This is a genomic window from Pseudomonas sp. BNK-15 (assembly GCF_047456105.1).
Classification (GTDB): domain Bacteria; phylum Pseudomonadota; class Gammaproteobacteria; order Pseudomonadales; family Pseudomonadaceae; genus Aquipseudomonas; species Aquipseudomonas putida_E.
In genome coordinates, this window is the sequence record NZ_CP179898.1 from 2,834,325 (window position 1) to 2,853,448 (window position 19,124).

Sequence of the window (19,124 nt, forward strand, 5' to 3'; positions counted from 1 at the left end):
GGCTTCTCTCAGGTCATGCGATTCTTCAGGTGGCGGCCACCGTTGATGACCACCTGGCTGCCGGTGCTGTATTGGCTGTCGAGCAGGTATTTGACCGTCTCGATCAGCGGGCCGGCGCCGGGTTCGAATTCCAGCAGGGCCTTTTTCAGGGTCTGCTGGCGATAGGCTTCGTCGCCCCCTTCCTTGAGGATCAGCAGCCCGGGCAGGATACCGTTGACGTGTACCTTGGGCGCATATTTTTCGGCAAACGACAGCACCATGTTCTGCAGCGCTGCCTTGGTGGCGGCGTAGCCGATATGGCTCTTGCTGCCACGCGAGGAGGTTTCGTCGCAGATATGGATGATATCGGCCTTGTCGACCTTGTTCAGCAAATCACCCAGCGCCAGGTTCAGGTGGTAGGGCGCCTCGACGTGGAGGCGGAACATGGTCTGCAGGTTGTCCAGGCCATCGTCGAGCCACAAAGAGGCATTGTGGATGATCGCGCGCAGCCCATCGTAGTGCTGCTGCAGGTGGTCGATCAGCGCCTGGCGGTCGGCCGCCAGGCAAAGGTCGGCCTGGAACTGCACGATGTTAGGGTGCGCAGGCTGGGGCTGGACGCTGCGGCTGGCACTGACCACGGTATGGCCGGCCTCTGCCAGCTCAAGGGCCAAGGCCAGCCCGACGCGCTGGCTGGCTCCGGTAACGAGAATTGGGCTGTTCATGTGCGGGCGGTCAACTTGTCTTTCCTGTCGTTGCCGCCCAGCATACCCGAACTGTTTCCCTCTTGTATGGCCTGCCCTCAGCGGCTGCGCAGTGCGGCGCCTGAGGGCGGCGAGGCATGAAGCCAACCGGCCAGCAGGCGGGTGGAGAGGGGAATGAACAGGTAGACCATCAGCGGCGTCAGGGCCAGGGTGCTGAGCATCACGCGCGGCACCAGTTCAAATTCGGTCAGCCAGTGGCCGAACAGCACGTTGAACAGCAGCGAGACGGGGAAAAATGCCAGCCAGATCGCGATTGCCTGTTTCCAGCGCGGTGGTTTTTGCACTGTGTTGGTGCCGAACCAGTCATCAATGCCACTGACGCGCCTTTCTTTGGGGCGCTCGAACAGGCCGTTGCCGCGTTGCAGCCAGGCCCGGCGCGACGCGGAATGCTCCCAGGCGTGCAGGGTGGGTTCATCGCTGAAGCGGAAAATGATCTGGAATTCATCGCTGTCGCGGGGCGGTGCGAGGATGCCTGAACCGAGGTAGCCGGGGAAGTCGGTAGCCAGCTGCTCGCCTTCGTGCAGCCAGGCCAGCAGGTCCTGGTAGCGGCCATGGGCGGCGCGGCGCGACACCATCAGGGTGACGGGTGGGGTAGACATCGTGTATCTCCTGGCGACGGGGCTGGCGGGTAGCCGGCCCCTTGGCTGCGTGGCCCGGGGTGGTGGGCGACGCAGGCTTGCATGCAAGAATCGGGCGCGGATTATCGCTTATTGGACTTCGTTGGCAACTGCTCCGCTGCAAAAGGGAGGCTAACGTGAGACGTTCCCGGTCGTAGTAGACTGTACCTCCAATTTTTTGCGCACAGGTCACTTAGTGCAGATGGACAAACAGGGACTTATCGCGCAAGTCGAAGCAGGCCTGCAGCAGTCGGAGCTGTACCCGATTCGTGAAGTTTCCCGGCTCACCGGGGTCAATGCCGTGACCTTGCGTGCCTGGGAGCGGCGCTATGGGCTGATCCAGCCAACACGCACCGACAGTGGCCATAGGCTCTATTCGCTGGCAGACGTCGACGAAATCCGGCGCATCCTCGGGTGGCTCGAACGCGGTGTGGCGGTCAGCAAGGTCGGCAGTATCCTGGCGCGTGATCAGGCGAACGTGCATGACGCGTTTGCAGCCGATTCCGCCATCCGCTGGCAGGCGCAATTGCGCGAGGCCGTGCAACGCTTTGATGCCGCGAGCCTTGACCGCTTGTTCGACCAGGTGTTTGCCTGCATCAGTCAGGACCAGGTTTTCGCTGATGTGTTCATGCCTGTCTGGCACGACCTGGCGGCGGGGCAGGGTGCGTTCGGCCAGGCCAGCGAGTGGCTGTTCCTCGATCAGTTCTTGCGTGCCCGGGTGTTCTCGCGCCTGCAGCTCACGCGTCGGCAGCGCAGCCGCTGCGTGCTACTGGCACCGTTGCCAGGGCAGTGCCTGGAACTGGAGCTGCTGGTCACCGGCCTGTTGTTGTGCAGCGATGATGTCGGGGTGACGGTGTTGACGCCTGGGCAGCCGCTGGATGAATTGGCGGTCGTCTCTGGAAAGCTCCGGCCCGATGCTTTGGTGCTGTTCTCCAACCACGCGCCGACCGCTGAGCTGAGCAAGCGCTTGAGCCGTCTGGCTGCCGGGCTTGAGTGCCCATTGCTACTGGCGGGGGAGGCTGCCGAAATGGCCCAGGAAAGCCTGGCCGGCAGCCCGGTGGCGTGCCTGGGTGCAGAGGTAAGCCTGATGCGGCGGCGCCTGCGGCAATACCTGGCCGGTCAGCTCGACAGCTGAGCGTGCAGCTCCGGGTGGGCCTGAAGGTGAGCCTGCAGAATGTATTCACGCAAGCGCTCGGTTTCTTGCGCCGGGCTGCGGCTGAGGTCGTAGGCAGCGAGATCCGAGCCAATACGCCGGCGTAGCCTGCCGTGCAGTGTGATGGCCGGGATGCCCCCTGGCGCGAAGCGCAGGTCGAAGCGCGAAGGCGCTTCGGGCAGGCCGCGAATTTCCAGCAGCGCCCCTTTGAACGAAATCTCGCGCACGAAGAGCCCGCTAACCTTCCCGTGCGCATCCAGCAGCGCGGTGGGTTGGTCCATCGACAGGCGCCAAGGGCGCAGCATCGGGCCGTCTTCGTAGATTTCCGGCGAGCCGATCTGCAGGTGCACGGCGTGGAACTCGTCTTCCACCAGGTGCAGGGGGAAGTTGATCTGCTGGTTGTTGAACTGTGCCTGCAGGGTGACTTGCTCGTTGGCCACCAGCCGAGCCAGCAACGACTGAATACGACGGTCGCCATTGACTAGCAGGCTCGACATCGGGTCGGTCTGGTTCAATTGCGGGGAATGCTGCATGTCCTGGATGAAATCCAGCTCGTCCTGGGTCAAAAGCGCATTGGCGTGCATGATCGAACTCGGAGTTGACGGCTTCTTCAACGGGATTGACTCTGCCTTAAGCGCTTGGTTCCTGGCGCTTGTCGAAATTCCGACGAACGTTCATCTCGGCCAGTTCACGTTCCAGCTCGACCTGGCGGCTGACATCCTTCTGGATGCCGATGAAATACGTGCGATGATCGGTATCGCATTTCACCGGCGTGATCGACAACTCGTTCCAGAAGGCGCTGCCGTCCTTGCGGTAGTTGCGCAGTACTTCGCGGCAGGGACGGCCTTCGGCCAGCGCCTTGCGAATGCGCGCTCGGGCAAGCTGGTCCCGGTCATCGCCCTGCAGGAAACGGCAATCCTGGTAAAGGATCTCGTCGCGGCTGTAGCCGGTCAGGCGCTCGAACGCCGGGTTGACGTAGATCAGAATGGTGTCATCGCCTTCCTGTTCGGCGACCACGATGCCGTCGTTGGACGCATCGACCATCGATTGCAGCAGTTGTGCGTTGATCATGTCCTGGCCAGTAGACAAAGGGGGCATAGGGATGGGCGGCCTTTTGCCACCGCCGGATGCTAGTATCCTACGTTTTCACTCAGTTTCGGAATCCATCTCTCGATGAAAATCGCCATTATTTCCGGCTCCGTGTACGGTACTGCCGAAGAAGTTGCCCGTCATGCCGAGTCGCTGCTCAAGGCTGCAGGCCATGATGCCTGGCACGCTGCCCGCGCCACCCAACAGGATCTCGAAGGTTTTGCGCCAGAAGCGTTGCTGGCAGTGACCTCCACCACCGGCATGGGTGAACTGCCGGACAACCTCATGGCGCTGTACAGCAGCATCCGTGACACCCTGCCCGCCGCCTGGCGTGGCTTGCCGGGGGCGGTCATTGCGTTGGGCGACTCCAGTTATGGCGATACTTACTGCGGCGGTGGCGAGCAGTTGCGTGAACTGTTTGCCGAATTGGGTGTGCGTGAACTGCAGCCGATGCTCAAGCTCGATGCCAGCGAGACAGTAACCCCGGAGACTGACGCCGAACCGTGGTTGGCAGCATTTGCCCAGGCCCTGACGGCCTGAGGTTGTAGTGGCGACCCGTGTGCGCAGTGACCGTTCGTGCCACTGACTCGCTCGGTCATCAAGCTGGCTGTCAACGCAAGTTTCACCGAGTGGGCGGCTGACTAGACTCAGCCTCGACATAGAGAGCACATGTATGTGCCGAGGTGAAATGCAATGACCGCAGCCTTGCCCTATAACCACAACCTTTGCATACCGGGACGAATCTGATGCCTTTGGCCGAGATACCATTGTGCGTCTGGCGTACCCGGAGTCAGAGTTTTTCATTCCGGGGCCAGAGCATCCGCTACTGGACCGCAGGGCAAGGAGAGCCCCTGCTGCTGTTGCATGGATTCCCGACGGCAAGTTGGGATTGGCATTACCTCTGGACGCCGCTGGCCCAGCGCTTTCGCCTCATCGCCTGCGACATGCTCGGCTTTGGCGATTCGGCCAAGCCGCTCAACCATGGCTACAGCCTGATCGAGCAAGCCGACCTGCAGCAGGCCTTGCTCGCCCACCTCGAGGTCGACCAGCCTGTGCACCTGCTGGCACACGATTACGGCGGCAGTGTGGCTCAAGAGTTGCTGGCGCGACACCATGAACAGCGTGCCGACATCGCCAGTTGCGTGTTCCTCAACAGCGGCCTGTTCCCTGAAAGCTGCCGGGTACTGTTGATACAGAAGCTGTTGCTCAGCCGCCTGGGTTGGCTGGTGGCGCGTTCGTTCGGGCGCGACGACCTGGTGCGCAACGTCAGCCAGGTCTATGGGCCGTGCACTCACCCCAGTGAAAGCGCGCTGGATGACTTCTGGAGCCTGATCGCTGCCAACGGCGGCACTCGCATCCTGCACAAGCTGGTCGGTTTCGTGACCGAGCGCAGGCTGCATCGGGAGCGCTGGGTGGGTGCGCTGCAGCGTGAGGGCGTGCCGCTGCGTTTTATCAACGGCGTGGTCGATCCGCTTAGCGGAGCGCAGATGGTCGAGCGTTACCGGCAACTGGTGCCCAACCCGGACATCGTGCAATTGCAAGGCATTGGCCATTACCCGCACACCGAAGCCCCTGCGCAGGTTTTGCGCCATTATCTGGCCTTTCGCGAACAGCCGCTGAGCTACTTCCCGCAAAAAGTGGCCTGGTCCTGAGCAACTGAAATCGCTGCGCGTTATCGCCTGGCATTCAGGCTGAGTGAGCTTGATTGTCCGCTGGCAGAGGCTGGTGGACACTCGAGGCCTTGAACCTGTCTGGAGCCAAGAGCATGAGCGAGCCGGTACGTCTGCAAGACCGTGTGGTGATCGTCACGGGGGCCGGTGGTGGCCTGGGCCGCGCCCATGCACTGTTGTTCGCCGCGCGTGGCGCCAAGGTGGTGGTCAACGATCTTGGGGGGTCCACCCATGGGGAAGGCGCCAGCGCTTCGGCGGCCGATCGGGTTGTCGAGCAGATCCGCGCCGCAGGTGGTACGGCTGTGGCCAACCACGACTCCGTCAGTGACGGCGCACGCATCGTCGAACAGGCGCTGGACAGCTTTGGTCGGGTCGATGTACTGGTCAACAATGCTGGCATCCTGCGCGACAAGACCTTCCACAAGATGGACGACAGTGATTGGGATCAGGTTTACCGGGTCCATGTCGAGGGCGCCTACAAGGTTACCCGCGCTGCCTGGCCCCATTTACGCGAGCAGAACTGGGGGCGGGTGATCTTCACCGCTTCGACCTCCGGTATTTATGGCAACTTCGGCCAGGCCAATTACGGCATGGCCAAGCTTGGGTTGTATGGCTTGACCCGTACCCTGGCCATCGAAGGGCGCAAACACGGCGTACTAGTCAATGCCATCGCGCCCACCGGTGGCACGCGCATGACCGAAGGGCTGATCCCGGCACAGGTGTTCGAACGCCTCAAGCCTGAACTGGTCAGCCCCCTGGTGGTTTACTTGGGCAGCGAGCAGTGCCAGAGCAGCGGTGAGCTGTTCGAGGTGGGCGGGGGCTGGATTGGCAAGGTGCGCTGGGAGCGTAGCCTGGGTGTCGGCTTCGACCCGAGGGAAGGTTTTAGCCCTGAGCAGGTGGCTGACAGCTGGGCGCAGATTGGTGATTTCGCTGATGCGGTGCACCCGCAGGACAGCTTGCAGGCGTTGCAGCAGATGATGACGAACCTGCAGCAGTATCTGCTGCAGCGTCCTTGAAAACGAGCACCATCGCGGTCGCCGCTCGGTCTTCTGGCCGCCAGAGCACACCTCAAAAAAAAGGCCGCTGCAAGCGCAGCGGCCAATCGAGACGTCAGATCAAGGAGCTTCAAAATCAACGTCGGTGAACCTCGCAGGCCTGAAAGGCGGGGGGAGTGCCCTTCATGCCGGCCAGTGATTCAAGAATAAGCGCTTGATCCGGCAGGAAAAATAGCCGCTTGCGACATTCACCTTTACGTTTCAGGCAACAGTGCCACGGCCCTTCTCAGGCCTTCGGCGAGTGACCCATGCGCCAGCTGGTATCGCGCGCTGCTGCCAGCAGGCGCTGCGCCGCCGGCCCATGTTCATCGGCGTGAAAGATCGAGGTCGGCCCCACCACCGTCATCACCGCAGCGATCTGCCCCATGGCATTGAACACGGGGGCCGAGAGCGCATCCACGCCTGGCATCAGCAAGCCGTGCACATGGTGCAGCCCCCGTTCACGAATGCCTGCCAGCAGCCGGTCGTAATCGCTCGCGCTCTGCTGCAGCACGGCCAGTTCCTTGTCGCGCAGCTCCAGGGTTTCGCGCTCAGGCAAGTACGCGGCAAACACCAGCCCGGTAGAGGAACTGAGCAGCGGCAACACCGAGCCGATCTGGGTCACCACCGTGACTGCCCGTACAGCAGGCTCGATGCTGACCACCGTTGCTCCCTGATTGCCCCACACGGCGATGAAGCAGCTTTCGTTGAGCTCGTCGCGAAGCTGCGACAAGGGCAGCGCCGCCAGCTTCAGCACATCGATGCTGCCCAGCGCTGCCAGCCCCACGCGCAATGCTTCTCGGCCCAGCCCGTAGTGGTTGGTGGCCGCATCCTGCTCGGCAAAACCACTGGCAATGAGTGCTTGCAGGTAACGGTGCACTTTGCTCGCGGGCATCTGCACGTGCTCGGCCAACCGCGACAGGGAGGTGGACGGCGAGAGCTCGGCGAGGGCCTTGAGGATGTCGGTGCCGACTTCCGCCGAGCGGACCTTCTGCTTGCCGTTGTCGGTGGGGGAGCTGGCTTTGGCCATGGGTTGGGTTTTCCGGATTCGTCGAGTCGCGCCTTTATAGCTTGACGGGTTGCACGGAGCAAATTACGTTATTCGTAATCTGATTACGATAAAAACAAAATCCGGAGGCATCGATGAACCGCGACACGTCGCCCGACCTTCAGTACCTGAGCGGCTTCGGCAATGAGTTCGCCAGTGAAGCCCTGCCCGGGGCCCTGCCCGTCGGGCAAAATTCTCCGCAGAAGACCCCCTACGGCCTGTATGCCGAGCTACTGTCGGGTACGGCGTTCACCATGGCGCGCAGCGAACTGCGCCGGACCTGGCTGTATCGCATCCGCCCATCCGCCCTGCACCCACGCTTTGAACGGCTGGCGCGTCAGCCACTGAACGGGCCGCTGGGCGCCGTCACCCCCAATCGCCTGCGTTGGAACCCTCAACCGCTCCCCGCTGAACCAACTGACTTCATCGAGGGCTGGCTGCCAATGGTGGCCAATTCAGCTGCGGACAAACCGGCGGGTGTGAGTGTCTATATCTACTGCGCCAACCGCTCGATGGAACGGGTGTTCTTCAACGCTGACGGTGAACTGCTGATAGTGCCGCAGCAGGGCCGCCTGCGCATCGCCACTGAGTTGGGGCTGCTGGAGGTCGAGCCGCAGGAAATCGCAGTGGTCCCGCGCGGCATGAAGTTTCGCGTCGAACTGCCTGATGGCCAGGCCCGGGGCTACATTGCCGAGAACCACGGCGCGCCGTTGCGCCTGCCGGACCTGGGCCCGATCGGCAGCAACGGCCTGGCCAACCCCCGAGACTTCCTGGCCCCGGTAGCGCGTTACGAGGAGGCTGAAGGCCCGGTGCAGCTGGTGCAGAAGTTCCTGGGCGAACACTGGGCCTGTGAGCTGCAGCACTCACCACTGGATGTGGTCGCCTGGCACGGCAGCAACGTGCCCTACAAGTATGACCTGCGTCGTTTCAACACCCTCGGCACGGTCAGCTTCGATCACCCCGATCCGTCGATCTTCACCGTGTTGACGTCACCGACCAGCGTGCATGGTCTGGCCAACATGGACTTCGTGATCTTCCCGCCGCGCTGGATGGTGGCCGAGAACACCTTCCGTCCCCCGTGGTTCCACCGCAACCTGATGAACGAGTTCATGGGCCTGATCAGCGGTGCCTACGATGCCAAGGCCGAAGGTTTCCTGCCCGGTGGCGCTTCGCTGCACGGGGTGATGAGCGCCCACGGGCCCGATGCCGAAACCTGCGAAAAAGCCATTGCCGCCGACCTTGCGCCGCACAAGATCGACAACACCATGGCCTTCATGTTCGAGACCAGCCAAGTGCTGCGCCCGAGCCTGCAGGCGCTCGAGTGCCCGCAGTTGCAGGCCGACTACGATAGTTGCTGGGCCACCTTGCCGAGCACCTTCAACCCGAACCGGAGATAACCCATGAACCAGTCCGCCATTGCCCGTAGTTGGGTCGAGCACGCCAACGGGCACAGCGACTTCCCGCTGCAGAACCTGCCGCTGGGCATCTTCAGCCGCCCAGGTGAAACGCTGCGCTGCGGCGTTGCCATCGGTGATGCGATTCTTGACCTGGAGGCCGTGCTGGCTGCCGGGCTGTTCGAGGGCCAGGCCAAGGCCGCCGTGGAGGCTACCCGTGGTGGTGCGCTGAACGCCTTCTTCGCCCTCGGCCGAGAGGCCCGCGTGGCGTTGCGCGAGCGGTTGCTGGCGCTGTTGGGCGAACACAGCGAGCATCAGGCTGTGCTCAAGGGCGCGCTGCATCCTGCCGGCGATTGCCAGTTGCACCTGCCAGCCAAGGTCGGCGACTACACCGATTTCTACGTAGGCATCCAGCACGCTACCAACGTCGGCAAGCTGTTCCGCCCCGATAACCCACTGCTGCCCAACTACAAGTACGTGCCGATCGGCTACCACGGCCGCGCCTCGACGCTGCGCCCGTCAGGCACCGATGTACGCCGCCCCAAGGGCCAGACGCTGCCCGCCGGGCACACCGAACCGAGCTTCGGCCCGTGTGCGCGCCTGGATTACGAACTTGAACTGGGTATCTGGATTGCCCGGGGTAACGAGATGGGGCAGGCGATTCCGATCGCTGAAGCCGACCAGCACCTGGCTGGCCTGTGCCTGCTCAACGATTGGTCGGCGCGTGATATCCAGGCCTGGGAATACCAGCCGCTGGGGCCGTTCCTGTCCAAGAGCTTCATCACCACGCTGTCGCCCTGGGTGGTCACCGCCGAGGCCCTGGAGCCTTTCCGCTGCGCCCAACCGGCGCGTGCGCAAGGTGATCCACAACCGTTGCCCTACCTGCTTGACCCACGTGACCAGGCCAACGGCGCCTTCGACATCGAGCTGGAAGTGCTGCTGATCACCGAGCGCATGCGTGAGCAGGGCTTGCCGGCCCACCGCCTGGCGCTGAGCAACACCCTGAACATGTACTGGACCGTGGCACAGCTGATTGCCCATCACAGTGTCAACGGCTGCCAGTTGCAGCCAGGCGACCTGTTCGGTTCGGGCACGCTGTCCGGCGCTTCGCCCGACGCCTACGGCAGCCTGCTGGAGACCACCTTGGGTGGCAAGCAGCCGGTGGAGCTGGCCAGTGGCGAGCAGCGCAAGTTCCTCGAGGATGGCGATGAGATCATCCTGCGTGCCCGTTGCAAGCGTGATGGCGTGGCCAGCATCGGCTTTGGTGAGTGCCGCGGCAAGATCATCGCCGCCAACTGAGGGAGCAGGGCAATGGAGCTGTACACCTACTACCGTTCCACCTCTTCCTACCGGGTGCGCATTGCCCTGGCGCTCAAGGGCCTGGATTACCAGGCCCTGCCGGTCAATCTGCTCAAGGGCGAGCAGCGCGGTACCGAGTATGTAGCGGTGAATCCGCAGGGCCGGGTACCGGCTCTGCGCACCGACGATGCCCAGCTGCTGGTGCAGTCGCCGGCGATCATCGAGTACCTGGAAGAGGTTTATCCACAGCCTGCGCTGTTGCCCCGTGGCGCTGCAGCACGGGCCAGGGTGCGCGGTGTGGCGGCGATCATCGGTTGCGATATCCATCCGTTGCACAACGTCAGTGTGCTCAACCAATTGCGCCAGTTGGGCCATGACGAGGCCAAGGTCAACCAGTGGATTGCCCACTGGATTGGCCAAGGCCTGGCGGCTGTAGAGCAGCTGATCGGCGATGATGGCTACTGCTTTGGTGAGGCGCCGGGGCTGGCAGACGTCTATCTGGTCCCGCAACTGTATGCCGCCGAGCGATTCAACATCGACCTTGGCAGCTATCCGCGTATCCGCCGGGTTGCGGCATTAGCCGCCAGGCATGCTGCATTCGCCAAGGCGCACCCGTCCTGCCAGCCGGATACACCGCTTCAGTGAATCGAACGGTTCGCCAGCGGTAGCTGGCCGATGCGTTCGGACAGCTTCAGGCGCTGGACCGGGTCCTCGGTGAGCAGCAAGGCATGCTCCAGGTCGAAGCGTTCGGCCTGCGGGCAGTCGAGGTGTTGGTAGAGCGAGGCGCGGGTCATGTAGTCGCTGACTTGCACCGGGCCCAGTTGCATGACCCGTTCGGCGTCGACCAGCGCGGCCAGGTGGTTGTCATTGCTGATATGCAGCTGGCGCAAATTACGCGAAAGGCGCTGCAGCATCTGGGCCGGGCTGGCCGTGCGCAGGTGCTCGGCTGTCAGCGGCACATGCGGGCCAAACTGGCGGGCCAGCAACTCGCGGCAATCATTGGGGTACAGGCGCCGGCCACCGCAAGGGTCGAGCAGGTGATCGGCACCGGGTACGCGCAGCAGAAAGTGCCCTGGGAATGCCACACCCTCCAGCGCTATGGACAGGCGCCGGGCCAGCTCCAGGGTAATGATGGCCAGCGCCAGCGGTTGGCCCCGGCGGCGCAGCAAAACCTTGTCCATCAGTGCTGCCTGCGGGCGCAGTGGGTGGAATTCATCCTGCTGGAAGCCCAGCGCATTGAGTTGGCGCAGCAGTGGCTGAGCCAGCTCGCACACCGGCAGCATCGGCAGGCTGGCGCTGATTTCGGCTTGCAGGTGGTGCAGGCTGGCAAGGCTGGCTGCGGGCTCGACCTTGCGATCGTGCTCGGCGGCAATCCACAAGGCAGCTTCCAGCAAGGCGACCGGTTCGCGTTCCAGGCAGGCCAGGCAGGCTTGGCGTGGGTTCATGGGGGCATCTCCGCATACCCTTGAGTAATAGCGCTGGCGTCGTGATTCGTCCAGTGGTCCGGTCGCAGCTTGGCGTGCATGTGGATGCCTATACTGCTAGGAGCACCTCCCAGGGGAGCCCGCCGATGTTCGCGCTGATGCAAAGCACCCGCACTCAGTCACTGCACCTCTTTACCGACCCGAAAACCGGCCTCAAGGCTGTGGTGGCCATTCATAACGAGATTAGAGGCCCGGCGCTGGGAGGTTGCCGCTACCTGCCCTACGCTGACGACGAGAGCGCCATGGCCGATGCCATCCGCCTGGCGCAAGGCATGAGCTACAAGGCGGCGCTGGCCGGGCTGGCGTTGGGGGGTGGCAAGGCGGTGGTCATGCGCAACCCGCACGTGGAAAACCGCGCGGCGCTGTTCGAGGCGCTGGGGCACTTCGTCGATACCCTACAGGGGCGTTTCATCATCGCTGTGGACAGCGGCACCTCCACGCTGGACATGGATTGCATCGCCCAGAGTACGCCCCATGTGACCAGCACAACGGCCTCGGGTGATCCCTCGCCGCATGCGGCCATGGGGGTATTCGCCGGTATCCGTGCAACCTGCCTGGCCCGCCTGGGCAGCAGCGACCTCAAAGGCTTGCGCATTGCGGTGCAAGGCCTGGGCAATGTGGGTTACGCATTGGCCGAGCAATTGTACGCAGCAGGTGCCGAGTTGCTGGTGAGTGACCTGGACCCCGGTCGGGTGCGGCTGGCGGTGGAGCAGTTCAACGCCCATCCGGTGACCAACGATGCCTTGATCAGTACGCCCTGCGATATTTTTGCGCCGTGTGGCGTGGGCCCGGTGCTCAATGGCCAGACGGTGATGCAATTACGCTGTGCTGCGGTGGCAGGGGCGGCGAACAACCAGCTGACCACCTTGCAGGTTGCTGACCAGCTGGAGGCTCGCGGGATTCTTTATGCTCCGGACTACGTGATCAATGCCGGTGGTTTGATCTACGTGGCAATGAAGCACCGCGGCGAGGAGCTGGGCACCATCACCGCGCACCTGGCACGGATCCCGACGCGCCTGACCGAGGTGTTCGCTCACGCTCAGGCCGAGAAGCGTTCGCCCGCCCGTGTGGCGCAAATGCTGGCGGAGCGGTTGCTATACGGCTGAAGCCGCACGGCGGCCCGGCCGTCGACATCATTCTGCAGCGTCACCTTGCAACAACTCACCCAACGCGTCCGGCTGGCTCTTGAATGCCCGCGCGAACACGTCGCGGTTCTTCGCCATGTAAATGCCGGCTTCCTCGACCTGCTGCTCGGTCAGCGACGGCACCGCCTTGTGCAGCACCTCGGCCAGGCGCTCGGCCAGTTCGAGCATCTTGTCGTGACGATCTGCTTCGGCCTTATCCATGAACAAGCGCTCCGGGTCGCGGCTGCTGCGGTACACCACTTCGACGGCCATTCATCACCTCTGTGCCTTTTTGCGGTTGGTTTATCGATCACTGTATGCGCATACAGTAATGGCAATCGCACCTCAGGTGCAACCCTTGCCGCAAAAAAGCGTAGCCCACAGGTGCCTTGCGGCAATCTGCCGCCTTCCAAAAGCAGGGGCCTGGCCCTTTAACTGCATGGCACAAGCGTCACACGCGTGACGCATCATCCTTCATGTCGTATCGGGGAATCGCACATCGTGAACATCAAATGGGCAGAAAAGCTGCGCAAGGGCCTGCATGGCTCGGCCGACTCGCTGGGCAATCTGTGTGTAGAGGGGTTTCACTACCTTGCCCTGTTCGGCATCGGCGCCATTACCGCCTACGCGGCGGTGATGACGTTCCTGGACATGCTCGGCAAGGGCGGCATCAGCGTCGATGACATCCTGCTGCTGTTCATCTACCTGGAGCTTGGGGCGATGGTCGGGATCTATTTCAAGACCAACCACATGCCTATCCGCTTCCTGCTGTATGTGGCGATCACCGCGCTGACCCGCCTGCTGATCGGTGATGTGTCGCACCACAAGGCGCCGGATGAGGGCCTGCTGTACCTGTGCGGGGGCATCCTGCTGCTGGCGTTTTCGATCCTGGTGGTGCGCTACGCCTCGTACCGTTACCCCTCGACCAAGGTGCTGGACGCCAATGGCAAGGCAGTGGAAGAGGGCAAGTAGCCGTCAGTTGGCGATGGAGTGACCTGGCTGCTGGCGCGGGTCGCGGGTGAGGGCGGCCAGTACCTGCAAAGGGTTCTGCCCCAGTTCGATGGCCAAGCCCAGGCGAATGCTGTCGATGACCCGCTGCAGGCGCACCGGGTCGTTGCGCTGGGCCTGGGTGATCAGGCGCTTGGCGACCACCCCGGCATCATCGGACAGTGTCAGCATGATGCTGCCGTCCAGGCGCTCGATGCTCAGGTTTACGCGGTACTCGGGGGCGAAGGCGGCGCTGATCTGTTCGAATGGATTGTTCATGGTCTGGGCCCGCAATAGGTGATTGCAGGAATTGACCGGGTAGATGCCGGGTTGGTTCAGGGCATTTGATCGGTAGCCCTCGCGCCCCAGGGCAAGGCAATTAGCCACTAGTGTGACTACACTCCTGTGACCAAAGCCGCGATGGCTGGCCTCTGGCCTGCAAAGGAGTGCCCGTGGTTCCCTCTTCCGCTGCCCGGCAGCGTGGCGCGATCGGCCTGATGGCGGTTACCACACTGGCCCTGGCCTTGCTTTTCATGCTGGTAGTGGTCGACAGCGGCCGTCTTTACCTTGAGCAGCGCAAGTTGCAACGCATCGCCGACATGGCCGCGCTTGAAGCTGCAGGCCAGTCTGCCGTGTGCACGGGCAATGGCCCACAGGCCACGGCCATCGCCAGCGTAGCCGCCGCCCGCAACGGCCACACGCCTGGCAGCCCCTTGGTGGCCAGTTGCGGTTACCTGCAGACCGGTGCCAATAGCCTGCGCACGTTTACCAGCGACAATGCCCGTAACGAAGCGATACGGGTCGATGTCAGCAACACAGTCACCACCAGTTTTGCCGCCGGCATCTACATCCTGACCCAAGGTGGCGGGGCTCCCCTGACCACCACCCTGCAGGCCCATGCGGTGGCGTCCAAGGCATTGCCGCCACAGGCCATGCTGAGCATTCGCACTACGTTGGCTACGGTGGATTCGCAACAGTCGGTGTTGCTCGATGGCCTGCTCGGCGCCTTGGGAGGCAACGTGCAGCTTGGCCTCGCAGGCTGGAAAGGCATAGCCGCAACCGACCTCAACCTGCTCAACTACCTCGAGCAGTTGGCTGTCGACCTGCAATTGACCGTTGGCGACTACGAGCAACTGCTCAATGCCGACGCCACCGTCACACAATTGCTGGAAGCGGCGGTCAAGGTACTTGAGCAAAGCGGTGCCGCCGCCGATGTTGTCACCAACCTGGGCAAGGTCGCCCTGGGGGCCGGCAACAGCACGTTGCTGCAACTGGGCGACATTCTCGATATTCAGAACGGTACTGCCCAAGCGGGGCTGGACGCCAGCATCCAGCTGCTGCAACTGGTGCAGGGGGTGATCCAGCTGGCTGCCAGCGAAAGCGCAGCCACTGCCGACTTGCCGATTAGCGTGCTCGGCCTGATCAACGGTCGGGTGCGGCTGAAGGTCATCGAGCCGCAACAGGTCTCGGCGGTCGGCGATCCGCGTACGGATGAACTGAGGGTTCACACGGCTCAGGTACGGGCGATGATTTCGCTCGACCTGCCGCTGCTCAGCACGGTCTTCGGCTTGGTCAATGCGGTGCTCGACCTGGCCTCGCCACTGACCAACGTGCTCAACAACCTGCTCAGCCTGAACCTGGCTTCGACACTGGAATCGGTGCTATGCCTGTTGGGTGTGCCGTGCACCGTCACCGATATCGTGCTCGTGCCTGACAAGCTTCAGCTGGACATTGGCCTTCAGGTCGCCGAAGCCACGGCACGCCTCGACCCGCAGTCTCCTGACACGTTCAGATGCTCGCCCAAGCGTTTGACCGTTCAGGCCCAGAGCGCTGCTGCCCAGCTGGCGGTGGGGCGCTTCGAATCCACTGACGCGTTCTTCACCACCGGCACTACCGCAGTCAAGGCGCTGCCATTGATCGATATCGGCACCAAACGCTGTACCAAGCTGCTGATACTCGGAACTTGCGAAAGCCGAATACCCTACGCCGGTGGCGGCCTTGGCCTGCGGGTCGACAGCAAGCTGCTGAGCAGTGGCCCGGTAGAGCACTCGCTGGTGTTCCAGGGCCCGGTTAGCGAACCGCCCAATATCGGGCAGCCCGCCGCCTACCTGAACATGCGCCCGGTCAATGACAACGTGGTCGGCAGCCTCAGCGACACCTTGCTGGGCGTCCAGCTCCAGGCCTTCAAACCCACTGCCAACAGTGGTCTCGGCGATGTGCTGGTGATCGCCGGCAATGTACTCGGTACGGTCAAAGGCATCATCGAACCCTTGATAAGAGGGGTGCTCAGCCCCCTGATCGACCCGTTGGTCAATGTGCTGCTGAAGGTTCTGGGAATCGACCTGGTCAATACCGACGTCGGCGCCAACCTCAGTTGCTCCACCGGCCGTGCTCAGTTGGTGTTGTAGATGGGCAGCAACACTCGGAAGCAGGCGCCGTCAACACCATTGAGCGCTTCGAGCCTGCCGCCCATGGCTTCGACGATGCCGAAGCTCACCGACAGCCCCAGCCCGGTACCCACGCCCGCAGGCTTGGTGGTGAAGAACGGCTCGAAGATGCGCTCGATCAGGCGTGGGTCGATACCGCCGGCGTTATCTTCCACCTGCAGGCACAGTTGCCCTTGCTCGATACGCTGGCAGATGCCGATCCGTGGGCTGGCCACCTGGCGCTCGAGCAAAGCGTCCCGGGCGTTGACCATCAGGTTGATCAGCACCTGCTCGAGCTGGTCCTCATGCCCTTGCACCTCCGGGCAGAAATCCGGCTCTTCGACCTGCAACGCCACACCTTTGCCGCGCAGCCCTTCAGCCAGCAACGCCACTGCGCCATCCACCGCAGTCCAGGCTGCAAACACCTGGTGCTCAAGCGCGGAGCGCCGCCCATAGGTGCGCATGTGCTCCACCAGCCTGGCCACGCGCCCCACCTGTGCATCGATGCGCTGCAGCTTGCCTGTCAGGTACTCGACTTCGACCACCCCGCTTTCCACGCGCTTGAGTGTGTTGGCAATGGCCAGGCGCATCACGTTCAGCGGCTGGTTGATTTCATGCACCAGCCCTGTCGCCAACTCGCCGAGCGTGGCCATCTTGGCGCCCTGCATCAATTGTTGCTGGCTTTGCCTTACCTGCGTGTTGTCGCGCCCCACTGCCTGCACTTCCAGCAGCCGGCCTTGCTCATCGAACAGCCCACGCTCGGCCCACACCCACCAGGCATGCCTGTGCCCTGGCAGTTGCAGGCAGATCTCCGCGCTGCCCAGCGGCTGCTCCGGGGTAAGGTCGGCCAGGCGTTGCAGAAACGACAGGCGCTGGCTGTCGGACATCCATTGGCCCAGGTTCATCTCGCTCAGTTGCTCAGGTGCGCACTCCAGTTGTTCGGCGAGCGGCCGGTTGCCGAACAGCAGCTGCAGGTCCGGGGTGTAGCGGCAGATCATCGCGGGTGAATCCTCCACCAGCACCCGGTAGCGTTCCTCACTCTGGCGCACACGCTCGGCTGCCTCGGTCGCTTCGCTGACATCCAGCCACAGGCCGACCACCTCGACCGGCTGGCCAAGGTCGTCACGCAACAGCCGGGCTTCGTCCAGCACCCAGTGATAGCCACCCAAGTGGTCGCGCAGGCGATAGCGGCTGCGGACCTGGCCATCGCGCAACAGCGTACGTGTTCGCTCAAGCCATAGCGCCCGGTCGTGCGGGTGTACCGCCTGGCCTGGATGGCGCGCCAGCTCGCTATCTTTGGGCCAGCCCAGCATCGGCGTCAGGCTGGCGCTGAAAAACTCACTGTGCAACGCGCCCTCGCAACAGCGCTGGATATAGATCACCGCAGGCGAACTGGCGATCAGGTTCTCCAGCCGGGCGCGCGCGGCGCTGGCCTGAAGCTCCTGGGCTTTCAGTGCGCTGATGTCGAGCACAAAGCCGTGCCCCTGCCCGCCGTGCAACTGCCCGACCCAGTGCAGCCAGCGAGGCGCCGCGCCACTGTCGGCTTCGAGCAGCCGCACGTTCAAGCTCAATGCCACACCGTTGCGCAACTGCTCCAGGGCCATTTGCGCAGCCTCCCGATCAGCCGGGTGCAGGCGCGCCAGCCATTGCTCGATACTCACCGCACTGGGCAGGCCAAGGCTGGCGGCCAAGGCCGGATCGAAATGCAGCGGCCCTTGCCCCGGCCATTGCCACCAGCCTGCGCCCAGTTGCTGTTGCAGCTCGTCCAGATGGCGCGAGCGCTGCTGCAACTGGTGTTGCCGCAGGCGCGCGAGCAGCGGCTCGAGCAAGGCTTGCAAGAGCGCCTTGGCCGCCTCTGGTGAAGGCACCGATGGCGCGCCCGCACACAGCAACCAGGCCTGAACCTCATGGCCATGGCTGTAAGGCACAAGGAACAGCGGTAATCCAGCGCAAGTGGCCCGCCAGTGCGGCAAGTCAGGCGCGACCTGCTGAAAATGGGCGGGAAGCGCCTGCAGCCACGGCTGCAAGCGTTGGTCATCGGGCCAAGGCCAGTCGCTTTCGCTGCAGGTATGCGCCCGCCAGCCCGATGGGTCCGCCAACATCAGGCGTACCGAGCCGGCATGCCAGTGCTCGGCCAGGCGCAGCAGTTGCTCGGCGGTCGTCTGCGTCAGCCAGTCTTCGCTGCAGTCACGCACGGCCTGGCCGACGTCTGCGGCCAGCTGGCGCAAGGTCAGGCACTGTTCCTGCTGAGCGCCTTGGCGCAGCAGGTCGCTGATATCGAACAGCTGCAGCATCCAGCCGACAGCCTGGTGTTGCAGCCAGCCACGGGTCTGCAGGGCCTGGCCGTGCACGGTGTGAAAATCCAGGTCCAGTGCTTGCCCTTGCCAATCGGCGGGCACCCCTTCGAGGGCCAGCCAGCTGTGCCGATACAGGTAGTCGTGCACCCGCGCCTGCGCGTGGCTGGGTACGGCCAGCAGCGTGCGCAAGGGCCCGGCCAGGCGTAGCACATGCCCCTGATCGTCCAGCCACACCTGAAGGCCCACGGCATGCGGCATCTGCGCGGCGGGCTCTGCGCCATGGCTGCCCAGCCAGCGATCGAACAGGCCACTCACAGTTGCAGGCTCGCTTCGGCCTGCAAGCTCTCAGGCAAGCGGGGCACTTCGCCAATCAGCGGTATCACCAGCAGCGGCAGCACCTTGTGCAGTTTGCTTTTCGGATAATTGATCGTCACCTTCAGCAGCTTGTCATCATCCACGCTCACCTGTGCATCGGCCGGCTGGAAGTCGAGTGCCTCAGGCATCCAGGCCAACTGCTCGCGGATCACTGCATGGGCAAGCGCCTGTACATCGTCGTCATAGGTCTCGCTGCTCGGGTCCAGAGCCACGCAGCGGCGCACGGCCTCGCTGCTGGCCTGGTTGAACGATTGCAGCATCAGCATTGGCAGGGTGTAGCTGACCAGGCCGTAGAACACTGTGAAAAAGATCATGAAGACGGCGACGAACTCGATGGCTGCCGCGCCTTTTTGCCGTGCTACCGGGCCTGCTTGCATGATTGCGTCT

General features: G+C 63.3%; 20 protein-coding genes. 10 read left to right on the plus strand and 10 right to left on the minus strand.

The features are described from left to right. Positions 1-8 precede the first annotated feature (8 nt). The gene (gene folM, locus ACMGF5_RS12900) at positions 9-701 is read right to left on the minus strand and encodes a dihydromonapterin reductase (RefSeq protein ID WP_115273580.1); all 693 of its coding nucleotides are present in this window, start codon (positions 699-701) and stop codon (positions 9-11) included. Positions 702-778: 77 nt separating this feature from the next. Then, positions 779-1,339, minus strand: coding sequence for an antibiotic biosynthesis monooxygenase (locus tag ACMGF5_RS12905; protein ID WP_046784728.1), 561 nt, complete (start codon positions 1,337-1,339; stop codon positions 779-781). Positions 1,340-1,559: 220 nt separating this feature from the next. On the opposite strand from ACMGF5_RS12905, the gene ACMGF5_RS12910 reads away from it, so the two are divergent. Beyond that, on the plus strand, positions 1,560-2,492 hold the full coding sequence (locus ACMGF5_RS12910) for a MerR family transcriptional regulator (protein WP_414156853.1): 933 nt from the start codon (positions 1,560-1,562) through the stop codon (positions 2,490-2,492). On the opposite strand, the gene ACMGF5_RS12915 is transcribed toward ACMGF5_RS12910, so the two are convergent. Both ACMGF5_RS12915 and ACMGF5_RS12920 read right to left on the minus strand, forming a co-directional pair. Continuing rightward, a complete protein-coding gene (locus ACMGF5_RS12915; protein WP_046784730.1) occupies positions 2,477-3,094 on the minus strand; it encodes a hypothetical protein in 618 nt (205 codons plus the stop codon). The two genes, ACMGF5_RS12910 and ACMGF5_RS12915, sit on opposite strands and share 16 nt — an antisense overlap. A gap of 46 nt (positions 3,095-3,140) precedes the next feature. Further along, positions 3,141-3,581, minus strand: a complete 441-nt coding sequence (locus ACMGF5_RS12920) for a PAS domain-containing protein (RefSeq protein ID WP_119688281.1) — start codon at positions 3,579-3,581, stop codon at positions 3,141-3,143. 102 nt (positions 3,582-3,683) lie between these two features. Here ACMGF5_RS12920 and ACMGF5_RS12925 point away from each other — a divergent pair, with 102 nt between their 5' ends. The 3 genes from ACMGF5_RS12925 (at position 3,684) to ACMGF5_RS12935 (ending at position 6,285) form a co-directional block, all read left to right on the plus strand. Next, a complete protein-coding gene (locus tag ACMGF5_RS12925) occupies positions 3,684-4,139 on the plus strand; it encodes a flavodoxin (protein WP_046784732.1) in 456 nt (151 codons plus the stop codon). A 206-nt stretch (positions 4,140-4,345) separates the two neighbouring features. Next, positions 4,346-5,251 (plus strand): alpha/beta fold hydrolase, encoded by a 906-nt coding sequence (locus ACMGF5_RS12930; protein ID WP_237860160.1) that lies wholly within the window; start codon positions 4,346-4,348, stop codon positions 5,249-5,251. A 113-nt stretch (positions 5,252-5,364) separates the two neighbouring features. Then, the gene (locus ACMGF5_RS12935; protein ID WP_414156854.1) at positions 5,365-6,285 is read left to right on the plus strand and encodes an SDR family oxidoreductase; all 921 of its coding nucleotides are present in this window, start codon (positions 5,365-5,367) and stop codon (positions 6,283-6,285) included. A gap of 265 nt (positions 6,286-6,550) precedes the next feature. Here ACMGF5_RS12935 and ACMGF5_RS12940 read toward each other — a convergent pair whose 3' ends face one another. Continuing rightward, entirely contained in the window at positions 6,551-7,333 is a 783-nt protein-coding gene (locus tag ACMGF5_RS12940; RefSeq protein ID WP_046784734.1) for an IclR family transcriptional regulator, read from the minus strand. Between the two features lie 113 nt (positions 7,334-7,446). On the opposite strand from ACMGF5_RS12940, the gene hmgA reads away from it, so the two are divergent. Genes hmgA through maiA form a run of 3 tightly spaced genes read left to right on the plus strand, consistent with a single transcriptional unit; the run spans position 7,447 to position 10,689 of the window. Beyond that, on the plus strand, positions 7,447-8,748 hold the full coding sequence (hmgA, locus tag ACMGF5_RS12945) for a homogentisate 1,2-dioxygenase (protein WP_414156855.1): 1,302 nt from the start codon (positions 7,447-7,449) through the stop codon (positions 8,746-8,748). A 3-nt stretch (positions 8,749-8,751) separates the two neighbouring features. After that, positions 8,752-10,044 carry a fumarylacetoacetase gene (gene fahA / locus ACMGF5_RS12950; protein ID WP_046784736.1) on the plus strand — a complete coding sequence of 431 codons (1,293 nt, stop codon included), beginning with the start codon at positions 8,752-8,754 and terminating at the stop codon, positions 10,042-10,044. Between the two features lie 12 nt (positions 10,045-10,056). Continuing rightward, positions 10,057-10,689: a maleylacetoacetate isomerase gene (gene maiA / locus ACMGF5_RS12955; protein ID WP_174142302.1), complete on the plus strand. Its 633-nt coding sequence runs from the start codon at positions 10,057-10,059 to the stop codon at positions 10,687-10,689. Here the strand turns inward: maiA and ACMGF5_RS12960 are convergent. Then, positions 10,683-11,489: a SirB1 family protein gene (locus tag ACMGF5_RS12960; protein WP_046784738.1), complete on the minus strand. Its 807-nt coding sequence runs from the start codon at positions 11,487-11,489 to the stop codon at positions 10,683-10,685. The genes maiA and ACMGF5_RS12960 overlap by 7 nt on opposite strands. A 125-nt stretch (positions 11,490-11,614) precedes the next feature. Between ACMGF5_RS12960 and ACMGF5_RS12965 the strand changes: the two genes are divergently transcribed. Beyond that, entirely contained in the window at positions 11,615-12,634 is a 1,020-nt protein-coding gene (locus tag ACMGF5_RS12965) for a Glu/Leu/Phe/Val dehydrogenase family protein (protein WP_046784739.1), read from the plus strand. A gap of 27 nt (positions 12,635-12,661) precedes the next feature. On the opposite strand, the gene ACMGF5_RS12970 is transcribed toward ACMGF5_RS12965, so the two are convergent. After that, positions 12,662-12,925 (minus strand): YebG family protein, encoded by a 264-nt coding sequence (locus tag ACMGF5_RS12970; protein ID WP_046784740.1) that lies wholly within the window; start codon positions 12,923-12,925, stop codon positions 12,662-12,664. 228 nt (positions 12,926-13,153) lie between these two features. Here ACMGF5_RS12970 and ACMGF5_RS12975 point away from each other — a divergent pair, with 228 nt between their 5' ends. Continuing rightward, entirely contained in the window at positions 13,154-13,624 is a 471-nt protein-coding gene (locus ACMGF5_RS12975; RefSeq protein WP_115273586.1) for a phosphate-starvation-inducible protein PsiE, read from the plus strand. A 3-nt stretch (positions 13,625-13,627) separates the two neighbouring features. Here the strand turns inward: ACMGF5_RS12975 and ACMGF5_RS12980 are convergent, their stop codons facing one another. Then, the gene (locus ACMGF5_RS12980) at positions 13,628-13,918 is read right to left on the minus strand and encodes a DUF3509 domain-containing protein (RefSeq protein ID WP_046784955.1); all 291 of its coding nucleotides are present in this window, start codon (positions 13,916-13,918) and stop codon (positions 13,628-13,630) included. A gap of 173 nt (positions 13,919-14,091) precedes the next feature. Here ACMGF5_RS12980 and ACMGF5_RS12985 point away from each other — a divergent pair, with 173 nt between their 5' ends. Next, positions 14,092-16,047 (plus strand): pilus assembly protein TadG-related protein, encoded by a 1,956-nt coding sequence (locus ACMGF5_RS12985; protein ID WP_414156856.1) that lies wholly within the window; start codon positions 14,092-14,094, stop codon positions 16,045-16,047. On the opposite strand, the gene ACMGF5_RS12990 is transcribed toward ACMGF5_RS12985, so the two are convergent. Beyond that, a complete protein-coding gene (locus ACMGF5_RS12990; protein ID WP_414156857.1) occupies positions 16,032-18,677 on the minus strand; it encodes an ATP-binding protein in 2,646 nt (881 codons plus the stop codon). The genes ACMGF5_RS12985 and ACMGF5_RS12990 overlap by 16 nt on opposite strands. Continuing rightward, the gene (locus ACMGF5_RS12995) at positions 18,674-19,114 is read right to left on the minus strand and encodes a TadE/TadG family type IV pilus assembly protein (RefSeq protein WP_039603864.1); all 441 of its coding nucleotides are present in this window, start codon (positions 19,112-19,114) and stop codon (positions 18,674-18,676) included. Before ACMGF5_RS12995 ends, ACMGF5_RS12990 begins: the two co-directional genes overlap by 4 nt. Positions 19,115-19,124 lie beyond the last annotated feature (10 nt).

Coding starts and splice junctions, on each gene's coding strand:
- ACMGF5_RS12980 (WP_046784955.1), bottom strand. CDS start 13,918: ATGAACAATCCATTCGAACAGATCAGCGCCGCCTTCGCCCCCGAGTAC.
- fahA (WP_046784736.1), top strand. CDS start 8,752: ATGAACCAGTCCGCCATTGCCCGTAGTTGGGTCGAGCACGCCAACGGG.
- ACMGF5_RS12960 (WP_046784738.1), bottom strand. CDS start 11,489: ATGAACCCACGCCAAGCCTGCCTGGCCTGCCTGGAACGCGAACCGGTC.
- ACMGF5_RS12940 (WP_046784734.1), bottom strand. CDS start 7,333: ATGGCCAAAGCCAGCTCCCCCACCGACAACGGCAAGCAGAAGGTCCGC.
- ACMGF5_RS12915 (WP_046784730.1), bottom strand. CDS start 3,094: ATGCACGCCAATGCGCTTTTGACCCAGGACGAGCTGGATTTCATCCAG.
- hmgA (WP_414156855.1), top strand. CDS start 7,447: ATGAACCGCGACACGTCGCCCGACCTTCAGTACCTGAGCGGCTTCGGC.
- ACMGF5_RS12920 (WP_119688281.1), bottom strand. CDS start 3,581: ATGATCAACGCACAACTGCTGCAATCGATGGTCGATGCGTCCAACGAC.
- ACMGF5_RS12930 (WP_237860160.1), top strand. CDS start 4,346: ATGCCTTTGGCCGAGATACCATTGTGCGTCTGGCGTACCCGGAGTCAG.
- ACMGF5_RS12925 (WP_046784732.1), top strand. CDS start 3,684: ATGAAAATCGCCATTATTTCCGGCTCCGTGTACGGTACTGCCGAAGAA.
- maiA (WP_174142302.1), top strand. CDS start 10,057: ATGGAGCTGTACACCTACTACCGTTCCACCTCTTCCTACCGGGTGCGC.
- ACMGF5_RS12995 (WP_039603864.1), bottom strand. CDS start 19,114: ATGCAAGCAGGCCCGGTAGCACGGCAAAAAGGCGCGGCAGCCATCGAG.
- ACMGF5_RS12910 (WP_414156853.1), top strand. CDS start 1,560: ATGGACAAACAGGGACTTATCGCGCAAGTCGAAGCAGGCCTGCAGCAG.
- folM (WP_115273580.1), bottom strand. CDS start 701: ATGAACAGCCCAATTCTCGTTACCGGAGCCAGCCAGCGCGTCGGGCTG.
- ACMGF5_RS12905 (WP_046784728.1), bottom strand. CDS start 1,339: ATGTCTACCCCACCCGTCACCCTGATGGTGTCGCGCCGCGCCGCCCAT.
- ACMGF5_RS12970 (WP_046784740.1), bottom strand. CDS start 12,925: ATGGCCGTCGAAGTGGTGTACCGCAGCAGCCGCGACCCGGAGCGCTTG.
- ACMGF5_RS12935 (WP_414156854.1), top strand. CDS start 5,365: ATGAGCGAGCCGGTACGTCTGCAAGACCGTGTGGTGATCGTCACGGGG.
- ACMGF5_RS12965 (WP_046784739.1), top strand. CDS start 11,615: ATGTTCGCGCTGATGCAAAGCACCCGCACTCAGTCACTGCACCTCTTT.